Here is an 18,632-nt window from a genome sequence, read left to right on the forward strand (position 1 = left end):
GTCTGGACAAAATATTCACTCTTATAGAAGAGGCATTGAATGTTACTTTAAGTGTGAGAGGAAACAAATTGATTATTCAGGGTGAAAATGAAGGAGATATTGAAAGAGCTGAAAAAATAATAGAAGATATAAGAGCTGTCAACAGGGAAGGTTATATAATTAAGCCCGAAGATGTTATGCATTCTATTCAAGAGCTTAAGGAAGGTAAACCTGTCTCAATAATCAGTCTTTTCAAAGGCGGAATTGCTGTTCCTTCCAAAAAAAGAGTTATTATTCCTAAAACACCAACTCAAAAAGAATACATGGAAGCAATGCTCAAGTATGACATTGTTTTTGGAATAGGACCTGCAGGAACAGGAAAAACCTATCTTGCCATGGCAATGGCAATTCATTTTTTGCTTACAAGACAGGTATCAAGAATAGTGCTTGTAAGACCAGCTGTTGAAGCAGGAGAAAAATTGGGATTTCTACCAGGAGCTATTGAAGAAAAGGTAAGCCCTTATCTACGGCCTCTTTATGATGCTCTTTATGACATGCTTGACCTTGACAAGGCATCAAAGCTCATTGAAAAAGGTGCCATTGAAATCGCACCTCTTGCATTTATGAGAGGAAGAACCCTTAATGATGCTTTTATAATTCTTGATGAAGCTCAAAATACAACCACAGAGCAGATGAAAATGTATCTTACAAGACTTGGTTTTGGTTCAAAAACTGTGATAACAGGGGATATTACTCAGATAGACCTTCCACCTCAGAAAGTATCAGGATTGGTAGAAGCATTGAAAATTCTGAAAGATATTGAAGGAATAAAGATTATTTATTTCACTGAAAAAGATGTTGTCAGGCATAGACTTGTTCAGGAAATCATAAAAGCTTATGAAAAACATGAAAGACACGCCACCACTTAAGCCTGTTACTCCTGACAGGTCATATTTAAGAAAATTTATTGAAAAATTTAAATCTTCCCAGAATGGAAAAGACAAAAAGATATTTATTGAAAGACAAGCATTACTTTTTCTTATTGGTTTATCTGTTTTAACTGCCTTTTTACTTCATGATTTCAAATCAGAGACTTCCTTTTTAGGAAGCCTGATTCTTGTTATGCTTCTTGTTGTTTTTTTCTATAGAGATCTTCTTAGATATAAGCCTGCTTATATTAAAAAGAAAAAAATGAAGGCATTACTTGGAATTCTTACGATTTTTACATTAGTTATTGCAAGAGTATTTGATCATGTATTTTCAGTGTTTTCTAAGGGATTAGGAATTGAAGGTTTGGGTTTGCATACCCTTGGCATACCTTTTGCTTTAGGTCCTGCATTGGTGGTATTATTGTTTGATTTCCATACAGCTATTACATTTTCTTTAGTTCTCAGTTTTATGGCAGGGATATGGGTGAAAATACCTTTAATACCTATTTATGTTTTTATTGGCTCTCTCATTGGTGCTTTTGCTCTTCTCAGATGTAAAAAAAGAACTGACATAATAAATGCTGGAATATACATAGCAATAGCTAATACAGTTAGTTCAATCTCTATTCTTCTTATAATGAGAGATGTTAGTTTTTCTAAGATTTATTTTTCCTCTGTTTTTTCAGTTATCAATGGATTGACAGTATCAGCAATGTGTTTTCTTTGTTTGCCTGCTATAGAAAGATTTTTTCATGTGACAACTCCTTTAAGTTTTATTGAACTGCTGGATATTGATCATCCTTTAATGAAACAGCTTTCGGTTGAAGCTCCAGGAACTTATCATCACAGTATGATAGTTGGCTGTCTTGCAGAGGCTGCAGCTGAGGTTGTAGGAGTTAATCCTTTGCTGGCAAAGGTTGCTTCTTATTACCATGATATAGGCAAAATAAGAATGCCAGAGTATTTTGTAGAGAATCAGACAGGATGTGTAAGTAAACATGAAAAGCTTAATCCTCATCTGAGTAGTATGATTATAATTTCGCATGTAAAGGATGGAGTTGAGCTTGCAGAAGAGTATAATCTACCTGAAATTATAAAAGATGTAATCCAGCAACATCATGGAACTGCTCTTGTTACATATTTTTATCAAAAAGCATTAAAAGAGATGGAAACTCCTCCATCTGAACAGGATTATAGATATCCAGGACCAAAACCACAAACAAAGCTTGCAGCTTTAGTAATGCTTGCAGATGCTGTGGAGGCAGCTTCAAGAACTCTTGATGATCCAACACCTGCGAGAATTTCAGGACTTGTAGATAAAATCGTAAAAAACATATTTATTGACGGACAGCTTGATGAATGTGAAATAACTTTAAAAGACCTAAGCGAGATTAAAAAGAAGTTTGAATACATCCTTACAGGAATATTTCACAGAAGAATTTCCTATCCAGAGCCTTTGAAAGAAAAGACTTTATGAGAGTTATTGTGGAAGTCATCAACAGTCAGAGAAAATTTAAAGTTTCAATAAAAAAGCTAAAGCAGAGCACTAAAAAAATTTTTCAATTTTTATATGACGATAAAAACAAAAATCTGCTCAAAATAATGGAAAAGAATTCAACTTCTCTGATAATCTCTATAATAGTTGTTGGCAGTAGAAAAATGAGAGAGCTTAATTTTCAATACAGGGGCAAAAATTCTACTACTGATGTTCTGTCTTTCCCTTATTTAGATAAAGAGCCTTCAGGTAGCTTATTTCTCGGAGAAATCATAATTGATCCAGAAAAAGTCTCATCTCAGGCAAACCAATACGGTCTTCAATTTTCGCATGAACTTGACAGAATTCTTGTTCATGGTATTCTTCATCTGATAGGTTATGACCATGAACGCTCAGCCTGCGAAGCAAGAAGAATGCGCAAGATTGAGGAAAAAATTTTAACCCATCTACAATCCTAATTCCTCTGGTGTTCCAATTCTTCCAAGCACACCAGTTGCAGCAGCCGTAGCTGGAGAACTCAGGTAAACCTCACTTTCAGGATGTCCCATTCTACCAACAAAGTTTCTGTTTGTGGTAGCTATTGCTTTTTCTCCTTTTGCAAGAATTCCCATGTGTCCACCAAGACATGGTCCGCAGGTTGGAGGTGATACAACAGCCTGAGCTTCTATAAAGATTTCTATTAAACCTTCTTTTAATGCATCCATATAGATTTTTTGAGTTGCAGGAATTATTATCATCCGGACTTCAGGATGCACTTTTCTTCCTTTAAGTATTTGTGCTGCCTCTCTCAGGTCTTCAAGCCTTCCATTTGTGCACGAGCCTATTACAACCTGATCAATTTTTATGTGAGTGAGTTGCTGTGCTGGTTTAACATTTGAGGGAAGATGAGGACAGGCAACCATTGGTGGAATCTTTGAGCAATCATATTCTTTTATCTCTGCATAAATTGCGTCAGGGTCTGAGCTATAGAATTTATAAGTTCTTTTTGCTCGTTCTTTTACATATTCCTCTGTAATTTTATCAGGCGCAATAATTCCAGCCTTTGCACCTGCTTCAATTGCCATGTTACACATTGTAAACCTTCCAGACATTGGCATTCTATCAATAACCTCACCTGTGAATTCCATTGCCATGTAAGAGGCTCCATCAACTCCGATGTCTCCAATTGTATAAAGAATTAAATCCTTTCCACTTACCCAGGGCTGAAGCTTTCCATAGTAGATAAATTTGATTGTTTCAGGTACTTTAAACCAGCACTCACCGGTTGCCATTGCAACAGCTGCATCTGTTGAGCCAACACCTGTTGCAAAAGCACCCAGAGCTCCATAGGTGCACGTGTGGCTATCTGCACCAATTACAAGGTCGCCAGGAAGCACAAGTCCTTGTTCAGGTAAAAGAGCATGTTCAATGCCAACTCTTCCAATTTCAAAGTAATGTTTTATTTTGTATTTGTAGGCAAATTCTCTAAGCATTTTGCACTGCTCTGCAGCCTTTATATCCTTCTGTGGAGTAAAATGATCTGGCACCAGAGCAATTTTTTCTTTATTAAAGACATCTTTTACTTCGAGTTTTTCAAACTCTTTTATGGCAATTGGTGCTGTGATATCATTGGCAAGGACAAGGTCAACCTTTGCATTAATTATTTCTCCCGCAGAGACCTCTTTTTTTCCTGCATGCTCTGCAAGAATTTTTTCAGCTATTGTCATTCCCATGATAACTCCTCCGAGAAATTTTTTCATTTCGAGCCTGCCAAGCAGGCGAGGAATCTCCTTCACACTTTCATGCAAAACAGAAAAATTTAAGTAAAATTTATTATTGCATAAAGGGTTGAAAATAATCAAAAATATGAAATGGATGAAATAAGAGATACCCTTGAACGGTTGTATAATTCCTTTAATTTTGAAACTGCTATCCAGAAAGACCCGATAAGATTCCCAAAAAGATACAGAGAACCTTTAGACATAGAAATAGCAGGGATTATTTCATCTTCCTTTGCCTACGGAAGCATACAATGTTTCTGCAATTTTCTTGAAGGACTTTTTAATATTATGGGAGAACATCCCTCGGAATTCATACTTGATTTTCAACCATCTTATATCCTTAAAAAGTTTTCAATTAAGTACAGATTCAGTGATGTGGATGATATAGTTGCCTATCTTTTTATTATTCAAAAGTTACTTAAAAATTCTCCGTCAAATTCTCTGGAATACTATTTTCAAGGAGAAAACACTATTCTGAAAATTTCAAATTTTGTTAAATGGGCATGCACAGTGAATTTGACCCCTGTTTATGGGAAAAATATTAAATCTCCTGGTTTACTTCATCTTTTACCAGATCCTCTGAAAGGCAGTCCCTGCAAAAGAATCAATCTTTTTGTCCGATGGATGGTCAGAAATCAAGACATTGATTTTGGCTTGTGGAAGAGCATAAAGCCTTCAGAGTTAATTATCCCTCTTGATGTTCATGTGTTGAGGGTCTCAAAAAGAATAGGACTAACACAGAAAAGCTCTCAGAGTATGAAAACTGCTTTGGAAATTACAGAAAAGTTAAAGAGGATCAATCCTACAGATCCTTTAAAATACGATTTTGTCCTCTGTCATGGAGATATCAATAAGTTGATTTAATAACAGCTTTCAGTAAAGAAACTGACCATGAAATCTGTTCAATCAGTTCTTCCTCAGTAGGCATTCTTTTTTCTTTGTAACATTGATTTGCAATTTTTATTGCTGAATTTGCAATTTTTGAAATTTCATTTTTTAAATTCTCTGTGTTTGAGATTTTTATTTCTTTTAATGCTTTATTGAGTTTTTCTTCTGTTTGAGGTTTACCAATATAGGAATCAAAGGCTTCATCAAACTTTATATGGTATTCTTTATTAAAAGCTCCTTCATCAATATATATTTTCCCATCACTTGCTGATGAGTCTGAATAAGGAAAATTGTGCAGCGGCTGAGAAAGATCTCCGATGTAGTGAGCAATTGTTACGAGATAGTACTCATAAGAAAGCCTATTATCTGGTTTAGTTTTATCAAGAGATTTCATTTTCTCATAAAGGTTGACAATTTTCCAGTAAAGAACCCCTGCCTGATGAGGTAGAAGAATTTTTATTGTTCTCCCATCAATATTCACTGTTACTTCTTTAACAGCATATTTATCAATGTATTCAGGCGTTACAACCGTATTTGGTGCAGCATTATGATAATGCATTGGAGCAAGAAGCTCATAGTTTTCATCGCGGATTATGTCTGGCATACATGCTGCTTCAGGAATTCTTATACCTGCTTTTTGAGCAATATAGGCATGGGTTTTACAATCCCATGCATTTGCATAGGAATAAAAAATAAGGATGAGAAGAAAAATCGTATAATTTATAATTCTTCTCATCCTCATCAGCTTTCTCCTCCTATAATTTATACTGAAGCTGCCATCTTATGAATGTGGCATTTCTTGCTTTATCTGAATAAAAGTTACCAGGTTCAAAATACTCAAGCTGAAGCATTCCATCAAGATTTTTTGTGAATTTGTAGTTTGTGATAAATGCCCACAGATCACCACGATTTTTTCCATCATTGGAAAACATTATTGAAGGTAAATCACTTGTTTTTTCATCCGCCCAGAGATGTTGATATGAGAGCTTTATGCTTAAATCCTTAATTGGTTTCAGCAATAAATTTGTAACTACTGCTTTTAGATTTGTCCAGTAACCAGGAATTGGTCCACCCTTGTTAGAGGTTTCAGGTACTAATGTATAAATCAAAAGCTCATTCCACTGGGGTGCTCTTGAAAAAAGCGGATCAAAGCCTTCATCTTTGTCTTTTGTTCCTGTTTTATCACCTGAAAGATAAACATAACCAACTTCTACAGTAGGAATTACAGGACAGCTGGAAAATGTATATCCAGCAAAGGCATAGCCACCAAGCCCGCTTCTTTTAGTTCCATCTTGATATTTTCCATATTGTTTTGCAAGCTCGCCTCTTAAGGAGAAATCACTTATTTTAAATACTGCTCTCATTCCAAAAGTGTTAATATGGCTTTCTTTTATTACATCATAAGCATCTTCCTTTTTGTAGATATAATAAGGTTCAACATTTAGCCATTCAAATATTTTATTTCTTCCATAAATCCAGAAGCCTTTTTCATTTGAGGCAGCGAGCCTTTTTTTGTGATTGATGTAAAGACCACCTGAAGCTTTATCATAGTAGGCAGGATGAATACTTGGTAAATACTGATCTGTTTTAGGATTTGAAACATAAACTAAGTCAATTGAATTATCAGGAGCAATATTTATAGTTGCTTTTATAGCGTTAAAATAAAAAGTTCTTGAGCCATCAGCCGGAGTGCCATCAAGAATAAGAAATCCTTCGCCATACATGTCTTTACCGAGAAAATCCTGCCTTCCAATTCTGAAGTTTACAGGTAAATCAAAAGGTTTTTTAATGTCAATATAGAGATTATCAATTATAACTTCATCCTGATCCAATCTTTTCCTGTTTGTTTCATTATCAAGAGTTAAGCGATATGGACCAGTGTAATACTTTGGCTCTGTTGCTAATCTTATGTAAGCTCCAAAGTTATCATTAAGTTTTACATTATCCCATAACTGAATACGCAGTCTGAAAAAGTTTCTGTCAGGTTGCTTGTTTGGCATTGTTCCGAGGTCAACAACATTGTCCCATATCTCCTGTCTTAGCCTAACAGATGCACCAGGTTCATTTTCAATGGCAAAGGAGACTTGAAAAAAAAACTGATTAAAAAAACAAAGCTTAATAAAACTCTTAAAAACTGATTCATAATCACCTCCAATAAAAATTTAGAAAATGAAAAAAATTATAACATATTTTTTTTTATTTGTTGTAAAATTTAAAAAAACATTTTTGGAGGTGTTCCATGAAAGAAGAAGAGATCATTGAGATTCTTAAAAAAGAAAACGAAGAGTTTCGCAAGCTTTATGAGGAACACAGACACCTTGATAGCATTCTTGATGAAATGAACAAAAAGCCTTATTTAACTCCAGAAGAAGAAATCGAGAAAAAAAGAATGCAGAAAGAGAAACTTTATAAGAAAGATAAAATGGCTGAAATGATAAGACAATATAAAGCTAAATTGCAAAGGGAGGCAACCCAGTGAGAAGTGACATAGTTAAAAAAGGTCTTGAAAGAACTCCTCATCGCGCACTTCTTTATGCAACAGGAATTCCTCGTTCTGAAATGAATAAACCATTTATTGGTGTAGCTACAAGTTTCACAGATATAATACCTGGCCATATTTCAATGAATGAACTCTCAAGATTTATAGAAAAAGGGATTCATACAAGAGGGGGCTATCCATTTTTCTTTGGTATTCCAGGTATCTGTGATGGGATTGCTATGGGTCATAAGGGAATGAAGTATTCTTTGCCATCGAGGGAGTTAATTGCGGATATGATTGAATGTATTGTAGAAGCCCATCAATTTGATGGTATTGTGCTTCTTACAAACTGTGATAAGATTACACCTGGAATGCTTATGGCTGCTGCAAGGCTTGACATTCCAGCAATAGTTCTTACAGCAGGACCAATGCTTGCAGGATACTACAAAGGTCAAAGAAGAAATCTTACTTCTGACACTTTTGAAGCAGTTGGAAAGTTTAAAAAGGGAGTTTTAACAGAACAAGACCTCCAGGCTCTTGAACTTTGTGCCTGTCCTACTGCGGGTTCATGTCAGGGGATGTATACAGCAAATACTATGGCTTGTGTTACTGAGGCTATGGGAATGAGCCTTCCAGGAGTAGCTGCTACTCCAGCTGTTATGTCTGAAAAGAGAAGGCTTGCCTTTGAAACTGGAGTAAAAATTGTTGAACTCGTAAAAAAGAAATTAACCGCAAGAAAGATACTTACAAAAGAAGCTTTTTATAATGCTATTACAATTGATATGGCACTTGGTGGTTCTACAAATACTGTTTTACATATAAAAGCAGTGGCGCATGAAGCAGGAATAGAGCTTCCTCTTGAGATTTTTGACGAAATTAGCAAAAAAACTCCTCACATTGTAAATATAATTCCTTCGGGACAGCATTATATGGAAGACCTTTACAGAGCTGGTGGAATTCCAGCTGTGCTTCAAAGACTTAAAGATAAAATTTTTTCAAATCCAACAGTTTCTGGTTTTGATATAAAAGAAATTGCAGAGAAAGCTCAGATCTACGATGAAGATGTAATTAGACCAATTGAAAAGGCCTATCATAAAGAGGGAGGAATAGCAATTCTTAAAGGAAATCTTGCGCCAGATGGAGCTGTAGTTAAGCAAACTGCTGTTTCTCCAAAAATGCTTCGTTTTGAAGGAACAGCTTGCTGTTTTGATTCAGAAGAAGAAGCTATGAACGCAATTCTTGATGGAAAAATAAAAGAAGGAGATGTCATTATAATAAGATATGAAGGCCCATCTGGCGGTCCTGGAATGAGGGAAATGCTTTCTCCAACAAGTGCAATCACTGGAATGGGACTTAATGAATCAGTTGCTTTAATTACAGATGGAAGATTTTCAGGTGGAACCCGTGGTCCCTGTATTGGTCATGTCTCACCAGAAGCTGCTCGTGGTGGTCCAATTGCTCTGGTTAAGGATGGTGATAGAATTTTGATTGATATACCAAACAGAAAACTCGATATTATGGTTTCAGAAAGTGAGTTAAAAAAGAGGAGCAAGGATTGGAAGCCAAGAAAGTCAAAAATAAAAAGAGGATATCTTTCAAGATATGCTCATATGGTTAGCTCTGCTGATAAAGGTGCAATAATGCAGGAGCACTTGAATAAAGTCTAAATTTTTTTGTATCTTAAATATAGCCGGAGTGGCGGAACTGGTAGACGCAAGGGACTTAAAATCCCTCGGAGGGCGACCTCCGTACGAGTTCGAGTCTCGTCTCCGGCATTTTTTATGTGGAGGCACTCCAGATGATTAGAAAAGCAGTCTTGCCAGTAGCAGGCCTTGGAACAAGATTCCTTCCAGCAACAAAGGCTTCTCCAAAAGAAATGCTTCCGGTAGTTGACAAACCTCTTATTCAGTATGCAGTTGAAGAAGCTGTGAGAGTAGGGATTGAGGAGTTTATCTTTATTACAGGTAAGCACAAAAGAGCAATTGAAGACCATTTTGACAAGGCTTATGAATTAGAAGAAAGGCTTAAATCTGCAGGGAAATATGAACTTCTTGAAAAAATTAACTGTTTTGAAAATCTTAATTTTGCCTTTATAAGACAAAAAGAACCAAAAGGACTCGGAGATGCCATTTTATGTGCTAAGCCTTTTGTTAAAGTGGAACCTTTTGTAGTGATTTTAAGTGATGATTTGATAGATCCTGAGTACTCTGTTCTTGATGAAATGATAAAAATTTATAAAGACAAGAAAGCTCCAGTAATAGCTCTTGAAGAGGTTTCTTTAAATGAAGTTTCAAGATATGGTATAGTTTCAGGCAAACAAACAGACGGATTTTATATTATCAATGATTTGGTAGAAAAACCAGAGCCTCAAAATGCTCCATCCTCTCTTGCAATAATTGGCAGGTATATTTTAACTCCTCAGATATTTAAACATCTTGAAAATTTACAGCCAGGTAAAAGCGGAGAGATTCAATTAACTGATGCTTTAAGATCCCTTTTAGAGGAAACGCAAATATACGGTTGTATAATTAAAGGTAAGAGATATGATGCTGGAGAAAAGCTTGGTTATTTAAAAACGATAGTAGAATTTGCTTTAAAAGACAGGGAAATCTCTTGCCAATTTATAAATTTTCTGAAAGAAAAGCTTTCAACCATCGAAAATCATTAAAAATTTTTTAAAAAATATCAAAAATTCTTGAAAAACTGTTAAAATTAACTAAAGATTAAAAAAGTTTTTTCAGGGGGTAGAAATGGACGAAATAAAAAAAGAAAACAAAGAAAAAAATGATGAAAAACAGGACAATAAAGAGATAGAGATTCCACATGAACTTCCAATTTTAGCTGTCAGAGATATAGTAATTTTCCCATATATGATAATTCCTCTTTTTGTGGGAAGAGATATCTCTGTTAAAGCTGTGGAACATGCATTGAATACCAACAGGCTTATTCTTTTGCTAACCCAGAAGGACTTCAATGTTGAAATTCCGGAACCTTCAGACCTTTACAGTATTGGAACAGTCTGCATGATTATGAGAATGCTGAGGCTACCAGATGGAAGATTAAAAATTCTTGTTCAGGGACTTTCTAAGGCAAAAGCAGTAGAGTTTTCTCAACAAGAAGGTTTTTACCTTGCGAAAATAGAAAAAATTGAAGACATTCAGATAAAAGAGTTTACACTTGAACATGAAGCACTGGTAAGAACTGTGAAAGAGCAGCTTGAAAAAGCTATCTCACTTGGTAAAAATATACCACCTGATGCCATGGTAATAATTGAAAATATTGATGAACCTGGAAGACTTGCTGACCTGATTGCTTCAAATTTAGGATTAAAAAGCTCTGAAGCTCAGCAAATACTTGAGATTACCGATCCTTTTGATAGATTGAATAAGATAAGAGAAATTCTTAACAGAGAGATTCAACTCCTTACAATTCAACAGAAAATTAAGAAAGAAGCAAGGGATGAAATAGATAAGACGCAGAGGGAGTATTTTTTGAGAGAACAGCTTAAGGCAATTCAGAAGGAGCTTGGAGATATTGATGAAAAGGCTGAAGAGATAAATGAATTCAGAAGAAAGATTGAAGAAGCAAAAATGCCTGAAAAGGTTAAAGAAGAAGCCGAGAAACAACTAAAAAGACTTGAAAGAATGCATCCTGAAGCAGCTGAATCAGCGGTGGTGCGCACATATCTTGAATGGCTTACAGAATTGCCATGGTCTCGTTCAACAGAAGACAGGCTTGATATAAAAGCTGCAAAGGAAGTTCTTGATAAAGACCATTATGATCTTGAAAAGGTTAAAGAAAGAATTCTTGAATATTTAAGCGTAAGAAAACTAAAAGAAAAAATGAAAGGACCAATTCTCTGCTTTATAGGTCCTCCCGGAGTTGGTAAAACCTCCTTAGGCCGTTCAATTGCAAGGGCTTTAGGTAGAGAATTTGTTAGAATTTCTCTTGGTGGTGTAAGAGATGAAGCTGAGATAAGGGGCCACAGAAGAACCTATGTGGGTGCTCTTCCAGGTAGAATAATTCAGGGTATAAGGCAGGCAGGAACAAATAATCCTGTGTTTATGCTTGATGAAATAGACAAACTGGGAATGGACTTCAGAGGTGATCCTTCATCAGCTCTTCTGGAAGTCCTTGATCCTGAACAGAATAACAGCTTTGTTGACCACTATCTTGCTGTTCCCTTTGATTTAAGCAATGTTATGTTTATCTGCACAGGTAACATAGCTGATACAATTCCATCTGCATTAAGAGACAGAATGGAGATAATATATCTTTCAGGATACACTGAAGAAGAAAAGCTCCAAATTGCAAAAAAATATCTAATTCCAAAACAGCTTGAAGAACACGGACTTAACTCTTCAATTTTAAAAATTAGTGATAAAGCAATAAGATACATTATTACTCATTATACAAGAGAGGCAGGAGTCAGAAATCTTGAAAGAGAAATAGCAAATCTCTGTAGAAAAGTGGCTAAATTTATTGCAGAAGGCAAAACTAAGAAGTTTTACATAACACCTAAGAAGGTATCGAAATTTCTTGGTGCACCCAAGTATCTTCCTGAAGAGGAACTCAAAAAAGAAGAGGTTGGAGTTGCAACAGGTCTTGCATGGACAGAGGCAGGTGGAGATGTTATATATGTTGAGGCAACAATTATGAAAGGCAAGGGGAATCTTATTCTTACAGGACAGCTTGGAGATGTGATGAAAGAGTCTGCACAGGCTGCATTGAGCTATGTTAAATCAAAAGCTAAAGAGCTCAAGATTGATGAAAAAATTTTTAGCACTATGGATTTACATATCCATGTTCCTGCAGGTGCTATTCCAAAGGATGGTCCTTCAGCAGGAATTACAATGGCTTCAGCAATTGCCTCAGTTTTCACTGGAAAACCTTTGAGAAAGGATGTTGCCATGACAGGTGAAATTACTTTAAGGGGTAGAGTTCTTCCCATTGGGGGCCTTAAGGAGAAGGTGCTTGCAGCTAAGAGAATGGGCATAAAAACAGTCATTATACCAAAGAGAAACAAAAAAGACCTTGAAGAGCTGCCAAAATATGTGAAAGAAGGAATGAAGTTTATTCTTGTTGAGTCAATGGATGAGGTTTTAAAGCATGTTTTTTCAAAGGTTAAAGTAAAGGCTAAAACTCAGAAAATAGCAGCTAAATCTAAATGAAAAAAGATGAACTTGGACTTATTAAGTATATAAGGGAGAGGTTTTCCTTTCCTGAAGGAACAGGAATAGGCGATGATGCTGCGGTTTTGAATTTTAAACAGTCTGCATTGCTTACAACGGATTTGATGATTGAGGATGTTCATTTTGACCTTAGCTATACTTCCTTTTATCATCTTGGATTTAAAATTGTTTCTGTTAATGTAAGTGATATTTATGCAATGGGTGGTGATTTTAAGGCTTTTTTATTTTCTGCAGGCATTCCAGAAACCTTATCTGAGGAGGATTTTAAAGAGCTATTTGATGGCATACAGGATGCATTAAGGCATTACAGAGGATTTTTAGTTGGAGGTGATCTTTCAAGGAGCGAGAAGGTTGTTCTTTCAGGTTTTGCAGTGGGAGAGGCTGAAAAGCCTGTTTTAAGAAAAGGCGCTGAGCCTGAAGATTTAATTTTCATAACATCATCTCTTGGACTTTCACAAGCAGGTTTAAATCTTTTAAAAAGCCTTTCTGATGATAAAAGGAAAGTTATTAAATCAATGAAAGATTTCAAAAAACATCCTGACATTATAGAAATTGAAGGCACAAATGAACTTTTACAGAGACATCTAATGCCAGTTGCAAGAAACCCTGAAAAATTCAAAGATATTGCAAAGGCAATGATGGATATAAGTGACGGCTTACTCATTGATTTACACAGACTCTGTGAAGAAAACAATGTGGGTGCTGAGATATATCTTGAAAAAATTCCAAAACATCCAGCAGTAATAAAGGTTGCAGAGTATTTAAATATTGACGCAATAAAGCTCATTTTATCTGGTGGGGAGGACTATGAGCTTTTAGTTATCTCTGACAGAAAGGATGCTCAGGAGTTCGGCTTAATTCAAGTGGGAAGAATAGTTGAAGAAAAAGGCCTCTATCTTATACACCCTGATAAAGGTAAAATCCCTGCAAAACCAGAAGGTTGGCAACATTTCTGAAATGAAAAAATTTACAGTAATCACACTTGGATGTCCTAAAAACACTGTTGATTCAAGACATTTAATAGAGGAACTAACAGCAGAAGGATTTTTATATGTGGAGGAGTTTAAAAAAGCAGATTTTGTTTTTATCAACACCTGCTGTTTTATAAATGATGCAAAAGAGGAATCAATTGACGAAATCTTAACAGTAGCGAAGTGTAAAGAGCATAGAAAGCTTATTGTAATTGGTTGTCTTTCCAAAAGATACAAAAATGAACTTAAAAAAGAAATACCAGAAATTGATGCTTTATTTGGAGTAAATGAGACAGCCTCTATTATTAGTTTCATGAGGCAGTTTAAGAATTCTGACAGTTATTCCTTGATCTGTGCTTATACTATGGAACCACCAAGTTACAGATATATTAAAATTGCCGACGGCTGTAGTCGTAGATGCAGTTTTTGTGTTATTCCTTCAATAAGAGGTCCTTTTAAAAGCAGAGAACCTGAAAAAATATTAAAAGAAGCCGAGGGTTTTGTTTCCTCTGGAATAAAAGAGTTGATTATTGTTGCTCAGGATATTACCCAGTACGGCAAAGAATTGAAGGGATACAATTTAGTAAGTCTTCTTAAGGATTTATGCTCAATTAATGGAGATTTTTGGATTAGACTTCTTTACCTTTATCCTACTGATGTTGATGAGGCTATAATCCAAACAGTGGCAGAAAATGATAAAATTGTTAATTATCTTGATATACCAATGCAACACAGTGAAGAAAGAATACTGAGGCTTATGGGCAGAAGGGGAACAAAGAAGGAGTATTTTAAAAAAATAAGGCAAATCAGGGAAGCAATACCGGGAGTAACATTGAGAAGCACTTTTATTGTTGGATTTCCCACTGAAACAGAAGATGAGTTTCAGAGACTCGTTGATTTTATTGAAGAAGTTCAGTTTGACCGTCTTGGAGTTTTTAAATACTCAAGAGAAGAAGGAACGGTAGCTTACAATTTAAAAGGGCAGATTCCTGAAAGTGTAAAAAATAGAAGATTTGATGAGATAATGACAAGGCAGGCTTTAATATCCCTTGAAAAAAATCGCGCCCTTGTGGGGAAAAAATATGATGCCTTGATAGACTATATTGATGCAGATCTTGCCCTTGCAAGACTTTACTGCCATGCACCAGAGATTGATGGTGTGGTAATATTAGAGAATGTGTCAGAGTTAAAAGCAGCAGATAAAGTAAAGGTTTTGATCACCGAAGCCTATGAATATGACCTTAAAGGAGTTATTGTTAAGTGAAAAAATATATTACTCCGTTGATTCTTTTTTGTGCTACTGTTTTAACAACACTTTTTGCAGGAGCTCTTCAACAGGGAATTAATCTGCTTAAAGAACCTTTCAGAATCTGGGAGGGTTATCCTTTTTCATTAAGTATAATAACAATTTTGCTTGGACACGAGATGGGTCATTACTTTGCTTCAAAGGCTCACAGAACAAAGGCAACACTGCCATATTTTATTCCTGCACCTTCAATAATTGGCACCTTTGGTGCTTTTATAAAGATGAAATCACCAATACTAACAAGAAAAGCACTAATTGATATTGGAGCAGCAGGACCTTTAGTAGGATTTTTCTTATCTGTAGCTGCTTGCATAATCGGGCTTAGAATGTCAAAAATTATTCCTCTTACTCGAGGAGGAGAAGACTTTTTTGTGCTTGGTGATTCTATACTTTTCTCTTTACTTGTTAAACTCATTTTAGGAGACATTCCAGCTGGATATGATGTTGTTTTAAGCCCTGTTGCTTTTGCTGGATGGATCGGGCTTTTTGTAACTTCCATGAATCTTTTGCCTGTTGGACAGCTTGATGGAGGCCATATTGCTTATGCTTTGTTTGGTAGATTTCATTCTTACATTTCAAGAACGGTTATTTTTTTGATTGCTTTTTTGGGAATTTTTTACTGGTATGGATGGCTTGTGTGGGCATTGCTTCTTCTTTTTTTAGGTTTGGATCATCCTCCAGTACTGTTCTGGGAAAATAGACTTTCTTTAAGCAGACGAATAATTGGGGGAGTGGCATTTTTAATTTTTATTTTTACTTTTGTTCCTGCACCTTTTAAGTTTTAAATGATGAAACACTACATTGACTGGCGTAAAGTAAAAAAACCTCTTGAATTTGAAAACATTACAGTTGAAATTGGGTTTGGCTCAGGTGATTTTTTAATAAAGATGGCAAAGGAAAATCCAGAAGAAATATTTTTTGGTATTGAAAAGTCATGGATACCAGTTAATAAACTTTTAAAAAAATGCAGCAGTCATAGCATCAATAATGTTTTTTGCACAAAGCTTGATGCTTATTGGGCAATCCAGCTTTTATTTAAGGATAAAGCTATAAAAAAAATATTTATGAACTATCCAGATCCCTGGTTTAAAAAGTCCCACGCTGAAAGAAGGCTTACAAAAATGGAAAATCTTTATCTTTATGCAAAAAAATTGATTTCCTCTGGTGAAGTTAAAATAAGAACTGATGATTATTCCTTTGTTGAGTTTACATTGCAAGAAGCGGCTTTTTTAAACTGTTTTTCTATAAATGTTTCAAATCCCTCAATAGATGAACCTTTAACAAAGTATGAAAAAAGATGGCTATCAATGGGTAAAAATATATGGGATATTGTTCTTAAAAAAGAAAAAGAACCTATCACATTGAAAATCAGTGAAATAAAGGAGGTGACTGAGTTGTATCCAGTAAAGGTTTCAGCAGATAGAGTAGATGTGGAGCTCATAGCCAATAAGGAATTTAAAATTGAAGATGCACTTTATATAAAATGTTTTTCTGTATGGGAAAGGGGACAGGATTATGCTTTGGAGGTTTTACTCAGTGAGAATGAGTTTTTACAGAGTTTTATTGTCACTGTAAAGAAAAAGAATGATTATTTTATAATAGATGTGTCTAAATTTAGTGAAGTTTTGAAAACAGAGGGGATACAAAAGGCTTTAAAATTTTTAGGTAAAATTATTGGAAAGGAGAAATTATGAAAAAGAAGATTCTTGTATGTGTTCAAAAGGATATTAAAAATACTGTTAACTGGGCTTTGAAGGACCTTTCTGAAGTATCATTACAATATTTTGACCATGTTTATCAAATTGAAAAGCTTTTTGAATCAGATATAAATTTTTGTGCAATGATAATCGACTCTCAGATTGATGGTGAAAGCACAATCCCTTTTTTAGAGAAAATCAGGGATAAATCAAAAATTAAAATTCTTTTGATAATTTCAGCTGATACTGCTAAACAGGAAATAGTAAAGCTTATTCAGGATAAAATTGTTGACAACATTATTCTAAGACCCTTTAATGCGAATCAAATAGTTGATGCAGTGGCAAAATTATGCGGCATTCATAGAGCTACGGAAAAACCCTGGTATATGTATACAAAACCTGAATAAATTTGATATAATTTTTCCTATGGAAAAGCAGGATTTTGAAGCAAGATTTGAAGAAGCAAATTTAATGCTCAGGTATAAAGAATTTGAAGAAGCTTGCAAAATATATAGTGAGCTAATTAAGGAAAACTCTAATTTACCTGAACTTCATAACAATTACGGGCTCGCTCTTTTTTATCTCAGTAAATTTGAAGAAGCAATAGAAGAATTTAAAAAAGCCATTGAAATTAAGAAAGATTTTGCTTTACCATATGCAAATATAGGGCTTGTCTACCTCAATAAAGAAGAGTATGAAAAAGCTATAGAGTACTTTTTAAAAGCCCTTGAATTTGACCATGAAAATCCAGAAACTCATTATAATCTTGCAGTAACTTATTACAGAATTGATAGAAAACTCGATGCTTTAAATCATTACGAAGCTTTTATAAAATATTCAGGCGATGATTATTCAAAATTAAAGGAAAGTGTACAGAGGATTATTGCACAAATTAAAGAGACTCTTCAAATAGCTTAATGTGTTCAAGAATAAATTTTTGAACTATCATGGAAGCTTTCGATATCTCTTTTAAACTTAGAAGTTCAGCTCTATCAGTAACTATATTACTAATGCTTCTTATTTCAATGCAAGGAATTTTATAAATCTCACAGACCTTTGCCACTGCTGCGCCTTCCATGTTTTCGCATATGCCATTGAAGTTTTTTTCAAGAAATATAGCTCTTTCAAGATTTCCTGTGCAGGATGAAACAGTAAGAAATGTTCCTTTTGGAAGGGTTTTTAAAAAATGAGGCACATAAAGAAGAATTTCTTCAGAATTCAAAAAAATAAACGAATCTATATTTGCATTACAATTTCTTAACAGTCCTTCATCAGCAAAGATTTCTTTTTCTGCTACTACAATACTTCCTATATCAAGTCCAGAGGAAGGATAGGCACCTCCTATGCCTGAAACAATAGTTCCTTTTATGGAGAATTTTTCAAAACAAATTACAGAAGCTAAAGTTGCCGAAGTTTTTCCAATGCCTGAAATACATAAGAGTAAATCAACATCTTTTATTTTGCCTTTAATAAAGGATACAGTCTTTATTGAAAAAAACTGCTTATTGCTTAAACTGTTAATAATTAATTCACATTCTTTTTCAGTGGCAAAAAATAGAGCTATCAATTTATGCTGCTTCAAGAGCTTTCAGTCTTTCTTCAAAATCTTTCATTCTTTGGGATAAAGCTTTTCTTTCTTCAAGTAAGTCCTTTAAAACTCCTGCGAGATAGTCATTTTGTTTAAGGAGAAAGTCAAAGTCATACATTTTTAACTTTACCTTTATATCTTCTAAATCACTGTGAACTTCTAACATGGAAAACCTGAGAGCTTCTCTTAGTTTTTCAAGTGTATTGGTAAATCTCTGCTCCATGCTCATCAGGTCAGCCTTTGTAGCCATCTCTTTCTTAATTTCTTCCACATCATTTTTAAGCATAGTTACATCATTTTTGAGCGTGGTTACATCATTTTTAAGGGTATTCACATCATTTTTAAGCA

18 protein-coding genes, 1 tRNA gene and 1 pseudogene are annotated in these 18,632 nt (G+C 34.8%); 15 read left to right on the forward strand and 5 right to left on the reverse strand.

Going from position 1 to position 18,632, the window contains the following annotated elements; genetic code table 11:
• Positions 1 to 68 precede the first annotated feature (68 nt).
• Genes ACP5O9_RS05730 through ybeY form a run of 3 tightly spaced genes read left to right on the forward strand, consistent with a single transcriptional unit; the run spans position 69 to position 2,861 of the window.
• Positions 69 to 908, forward strand: a complete 840-nt coding sequence (locus tag ACP5O9_RS05730) for a PhoH family protein (protein ID WP_353686940.1) — start codon at positions 69 to 71, stop codon at positions 906 to 908.
• Positions 877 to 2,385, forward strand: a complete 1,509-nt coding sequence (locus ACP5O9_RS05735) for an HD family phosphohydrolase (RefSeq protein WP_424904739.1) — start codon at positions 877 to 879, stop codon at positions 2,383 to 2,385. The genes ACP5O9_RS05730 and ACP5O9_RS05735 overlap by 32 nt, the downstream gene beginning before the upstream one ends.
• On the forward strand, positions 2,382 to 2,861 hold the full coding sequence (gene ybeY / locus ACP5O9_RS05740) for an rRNA maturation RNase YbeY (protein WP_353686942.1): 480 nt from the start codon (positions 2,382 to 2,384) through the stop codon (positions 2,859 to 2,861). Before ACP5O9_RS05735 ends, ybeY begins: the two co-directional genes overlap by 4 nt.
• On the opposite strand, the gene leuC is transcribed toward ybeY, so the two are convergent.
• Entirely contained in the window at positions 2,850 to 4,115 is a 1,266-nt protein-coding gene (gene leuC / locus ACP5O9_RS05745; protein ID WP_353687081.1) for a 3-isopropylmalate dehydratase large subunit, read from the reverse strand. The genes ybeY and leuC overlap by 12 nt on opposite strands.
• Before the next feature lie 138 nt (positions 4,116 to 4,253).
• Between leuC and ACP5O9_RS05750 the strand changes: the two genes are divergently transcribed.
• Positions 4,254 to 5,027 carry a TIGR02757 family protein gene (locus tag ACP5O9_RS05750; protein WP_353686943.1) on the forward strand — a complete coding sequence of 258 codons (774 nt, stop codon included), beginning with the start codon at positions 4,254 to 4,256 and terminating at the stop codon, positions 5,025 to 5,027.
• On the opposite strand, the gene ACP5O9_RS05755 is transcribed toward ACP5O9_RS05750, so the two are convergent.
• Both ACP5O9_RS05755 and ACP5O9_RS05760 read right to left on the reverse strand, forming a co-directional pair.
• Complete coding sequence (locus ACP5O9_RS05755; RefSeq protein WP_353686944.1) at positions 5,011 to 5,787, reverse strand: S1/P1 nuclease; 777 nt, start codon at positions 5,785 to 5,787, stop codon at positions 5,011 to 5,013. The genes ACP5O9_RS05750 and ACP5O9_RS05755 overlap by 17 nt on opposite strands.
• 19 nt (positions 5,788 to 5,806) lie before the next feature.
• The gene (locus tag ACP5O9_RS05760) at positions 5,807 to 7,051 is read right to left on the reverse strand and encodes an alginate export family protein (protein ID WP_424904741.1); all 1,245 of its coding nucleotides are present in this window, start codon (positions 7,049 to 7,051) and stop codon (positions 5,807 to 5,809) included.
• A 239-nt stretch (positions 7,052 to 7,290) separates the two neighbouring features.
• Between ACP5O9_RS05760 and ACP5O9_RS05765 the strand changes: the two genes are divergently transcribed.
• The 11 genes from ACP5O9_RS05765 to ACP5O9_RS05815 all read left to right on the forward strand — a co-directional run bounded on the left by ACP5O9_RS05765 (position 7,291) and on the right by ACP5O9_RS05815 (position 17,614).
• Positions 7,291 to 7,530 (forward strand): DUF465 domain-containing protein, encoded by a 240-nt coding sequence (locus tag ACP5O9_RS05765; protein ID WP_353686946.1) that lies wholly within the window; start codon positions 7,291 to 7,293, stop codon positions 7,528 to 7,530.
• Entirely contained in the window at positions 7,527 to 9,197 is a 1,671-nt protein-coding gene (gene ilvD, locus ACP5O9_RS05770; protein WP_424904742.1) for a dihydroxy-acid dehydratase, read from the forward strand. Before ACP5O9_RS05765 ends, ilvD begins: the two co-directional genes overlap by 4 nt.
• A 22-nt stretch (positions 9,198 to 9,219) precedes the next feature.
• Positions 9,220 to 9,305: transfer RNA gene (locus ACP5O9_RS05775), tRNA-Leu, on the forward strand.
• A 23-nt stretch (positions 9,306 to 9,328) separates the two neighbouring features.
• Positions 9,329 to 10,198 carry a UTP--glucose-1-phosphate uridylyltransferase GalU gene (galU, locus tag ACP5O9_RS05780; protein WP_428723611.1) on the forward strand — a complete coding sequence of 290 codons (870 nt, stop codon included), beginning with the start codon at positions 9,329 to 9,331 and terminating at the stop codon, positions 10,196 to 10,198.
• 82 nt (positions 10,199 to 10,280) lie between these two features.
• The gene (gene lon / locus ACP5O9_RS05785) at positions 10,281 to 12,701 is read left to right on the forward strand and encodes an endopeptidase La (RefSeq protein WP_428723612.1); all 2,421 of its coding nucleotides are present in this window, start codon (positions 10,281 to 10,283) and stop codon (positions 12,699 to 12,701) included.
• Entirely contained in the window at positions 12,698 to 13,678 is a 981-nt protein-coding gene (thiL, locus tag ACP5O9_RS05790) for a thiamine-phosphate kinase (RefSeq protein ID WP_353686950.1), read from the forward strand. The genes lon and thiL overlap by 4 nt, the downstream gene beginning before the upstream one ends.
• A 1-nt stretch (position 13,679) precedes the next feature.
• Positions 13,680 to 14,957, forward strand: coding sequence for a 30S ribosomal protein S12 methylthiotransferase RimO (gene rimO / locus ACP5O9_RS05795; RefSeq protein ID WP_353686951.1), 1,278 nt, complete (start codon positions 13,680 to 13,682; stop codon positions 14,955 to 14,957).
• A complete protein-coding gene (locus ACP5O9_RS05800) occupies positions 14,954 to 15,784 on the forward strand; it encodes a site-2 protease family protein (protein ID WP_353686952.1) in 831 nt (276 codons plus the stop codon). Before rimO ends, ACP5O9_RS05800 begins: the two co-directional genes overlap by 4 nt.
• Entirely contained in the window at positions 15,785 to 16,693 is a 909-nt protein-coding gene (gene trmB, locus ACP5O9_RS05805) for a tRNA (guanosine(46)-N7)-methyltransferase TrmB (RefSeq protein ID WP_428723613.1), read from the forward strand.
• Positions 16,690 to 17,103, forward strand: a complete 414-nt coding sequence (locus tag ACP5O9_RS05810; protein WP_353686954.1) for a hypothetical protein — start codon at positions 16,690 to 16,692, stop codon at positions 17,101 to 17,103. The genes trmB and ACP5O9_RS05810 overlap by 4 nt, the downstream gene beginning before the upstream one ends.
• 19 nt (positions 17,104 to 17,122) lie before the next feature.
• Positions 17,123 to 17,614, forward strand: a complete 492-nt coding sequence (locus ACP5O9_RS05815; protein WP_428723614.1) for a tetratricopeptide repeat protein — start codon at positions 17,123 to 17,125, stop codon at positions 17,612 to 17,614.
• On the opposite strand, the gene mqnB is transcribed toward ACP5O9_RS05815, so the two are convergent.
• Together mqnB and ACP5O9_RS05825 are read right to left on the reverse strand one after the other, a co-directional pair.
• Positions 17,589 to 18,263, reverse strand: a complete 675-nt coding sequence (mqnB, locus tag ACP5O9_RS05820) for a futalosine hydrolase (RefSeq protein ID WP_353686956.1) — start codon at positions 18,261 to 18,263, stop codon at positions 17,589 to 17,591. The two genes, ACP5O9_RS05815 and mqnB, sit on opposite strands and share 26 nt — an antisense overlap.
• A gap of 1 nt (position 18,264) precedes the next feature.
• Positions 18,265 to 18,632 (reverse strand): annotated as a pseudogene (locus ACP5O9_RS05825) (hypothetical protein); the annotation flags it as partial.

The sequence above is a fragment of the Thermodesulfovibrio sp. genome (genome assembly GCF_049969575.1).
Taxonomy (GTDB): Bacteria; Nitrospirota; Thermodesulfovibrionia; order Thermodesulfovibrionales; family Thermodesulfovibrionaceae; genus Thermodesulfovibrio; species Thermodesulfovibrio obliviosus.

Coding starts and splice junctions, on each gene's coding strand:
- ACP5O9_RS05755 (WP_353686944.1), bottom strand. CDS start 5,787: ATGAGAAGAATTATAAATTATACGATTTTTCTTCTCATCCTTATTTTT.
- ACP5O9_RS05750 (WP_353686943.1), top strand. CDS start 4,254: ATGGATGAAATAAGAGATACCCTTGAACGGTTGTATAATTCCTTTAAT.
- ACP5O9_RS05815 (WP_428723614.1), top strand. CDS start 17,123: ATGGAAAAGCAGGATTTTGAAGCAAGATTTGAAGAAGCAAATTTAATG.
- galU (WP_428723611.1), top strand. CDS start 9,329: ATGATTAGAAAAGCAGTCTTGCCAGTAGCAGGCCTTGGAACAAGATTC.
- ACP5O9_RS05735 (WP_424904739.1), top strand. CDS start 877: ATGAAAAACATGAAAGACACGCCACCACTTAAGCCTGTTACTCCTGAC.
- ACP5O9_RS05765 (WP_353686946.1), top strand. CDS start 7,291: ATGAAAGAAGAAGAGATCATTGAGATTCTTAAAAAAGAAAACGAAGAG.
- lon (WP_428723612.1), top strand. CDS start 10,281: ATGGACGAAATAAAAAAAGAAAACAAAGAAAAAAATGATGAAAAACAG.
- ACP5O9_RS05760 (WP_424904741.1), bottom strand. CDS start 7,051: ATGCCAAACAAGCAACCTGACAGAAACTTTTTCAGACTGCGTATTCAG.
- leuC (WP_353687081.1), bottom strand. CDS start 4,115: ATGGGAATGACAATAGCTGAAAAAATTCTTGCAGAGCATGCAGGAAAA.
- ybeY (WP_353686942.1), top strand. CDS start 2,382: ATGAGAGTTATTGTGGAAGTCATCAACAGTCAGAGAAAATTTAAAGTT.
- thiL (WP_353686950.1), top strand. CDS start 12,698: ATGAAAAAAGATGAACTTGGACTTATTAAGTATATAAGGGAGAGGTTT.
- trmB (WP_428723613.1), top strand. CDS start 15,785: ATGATGAAACACTACATTGACTGGCGTAAAGTAAAAAAACCTCTTGAA.
- rimO (WP_353686951.1), top strand. CDS start 13,680: ATGAAAAAATTTACAGTAATCACACTTGGATGTCCTAAAAACACTGTT.
- ACP5O9_RS05810 (WP_353686954.1), top strand. CDS start 16,690: ATGAAAAAGAAGATTCTTGTATGTGTTCAAAAGGATATTAAAAATACT.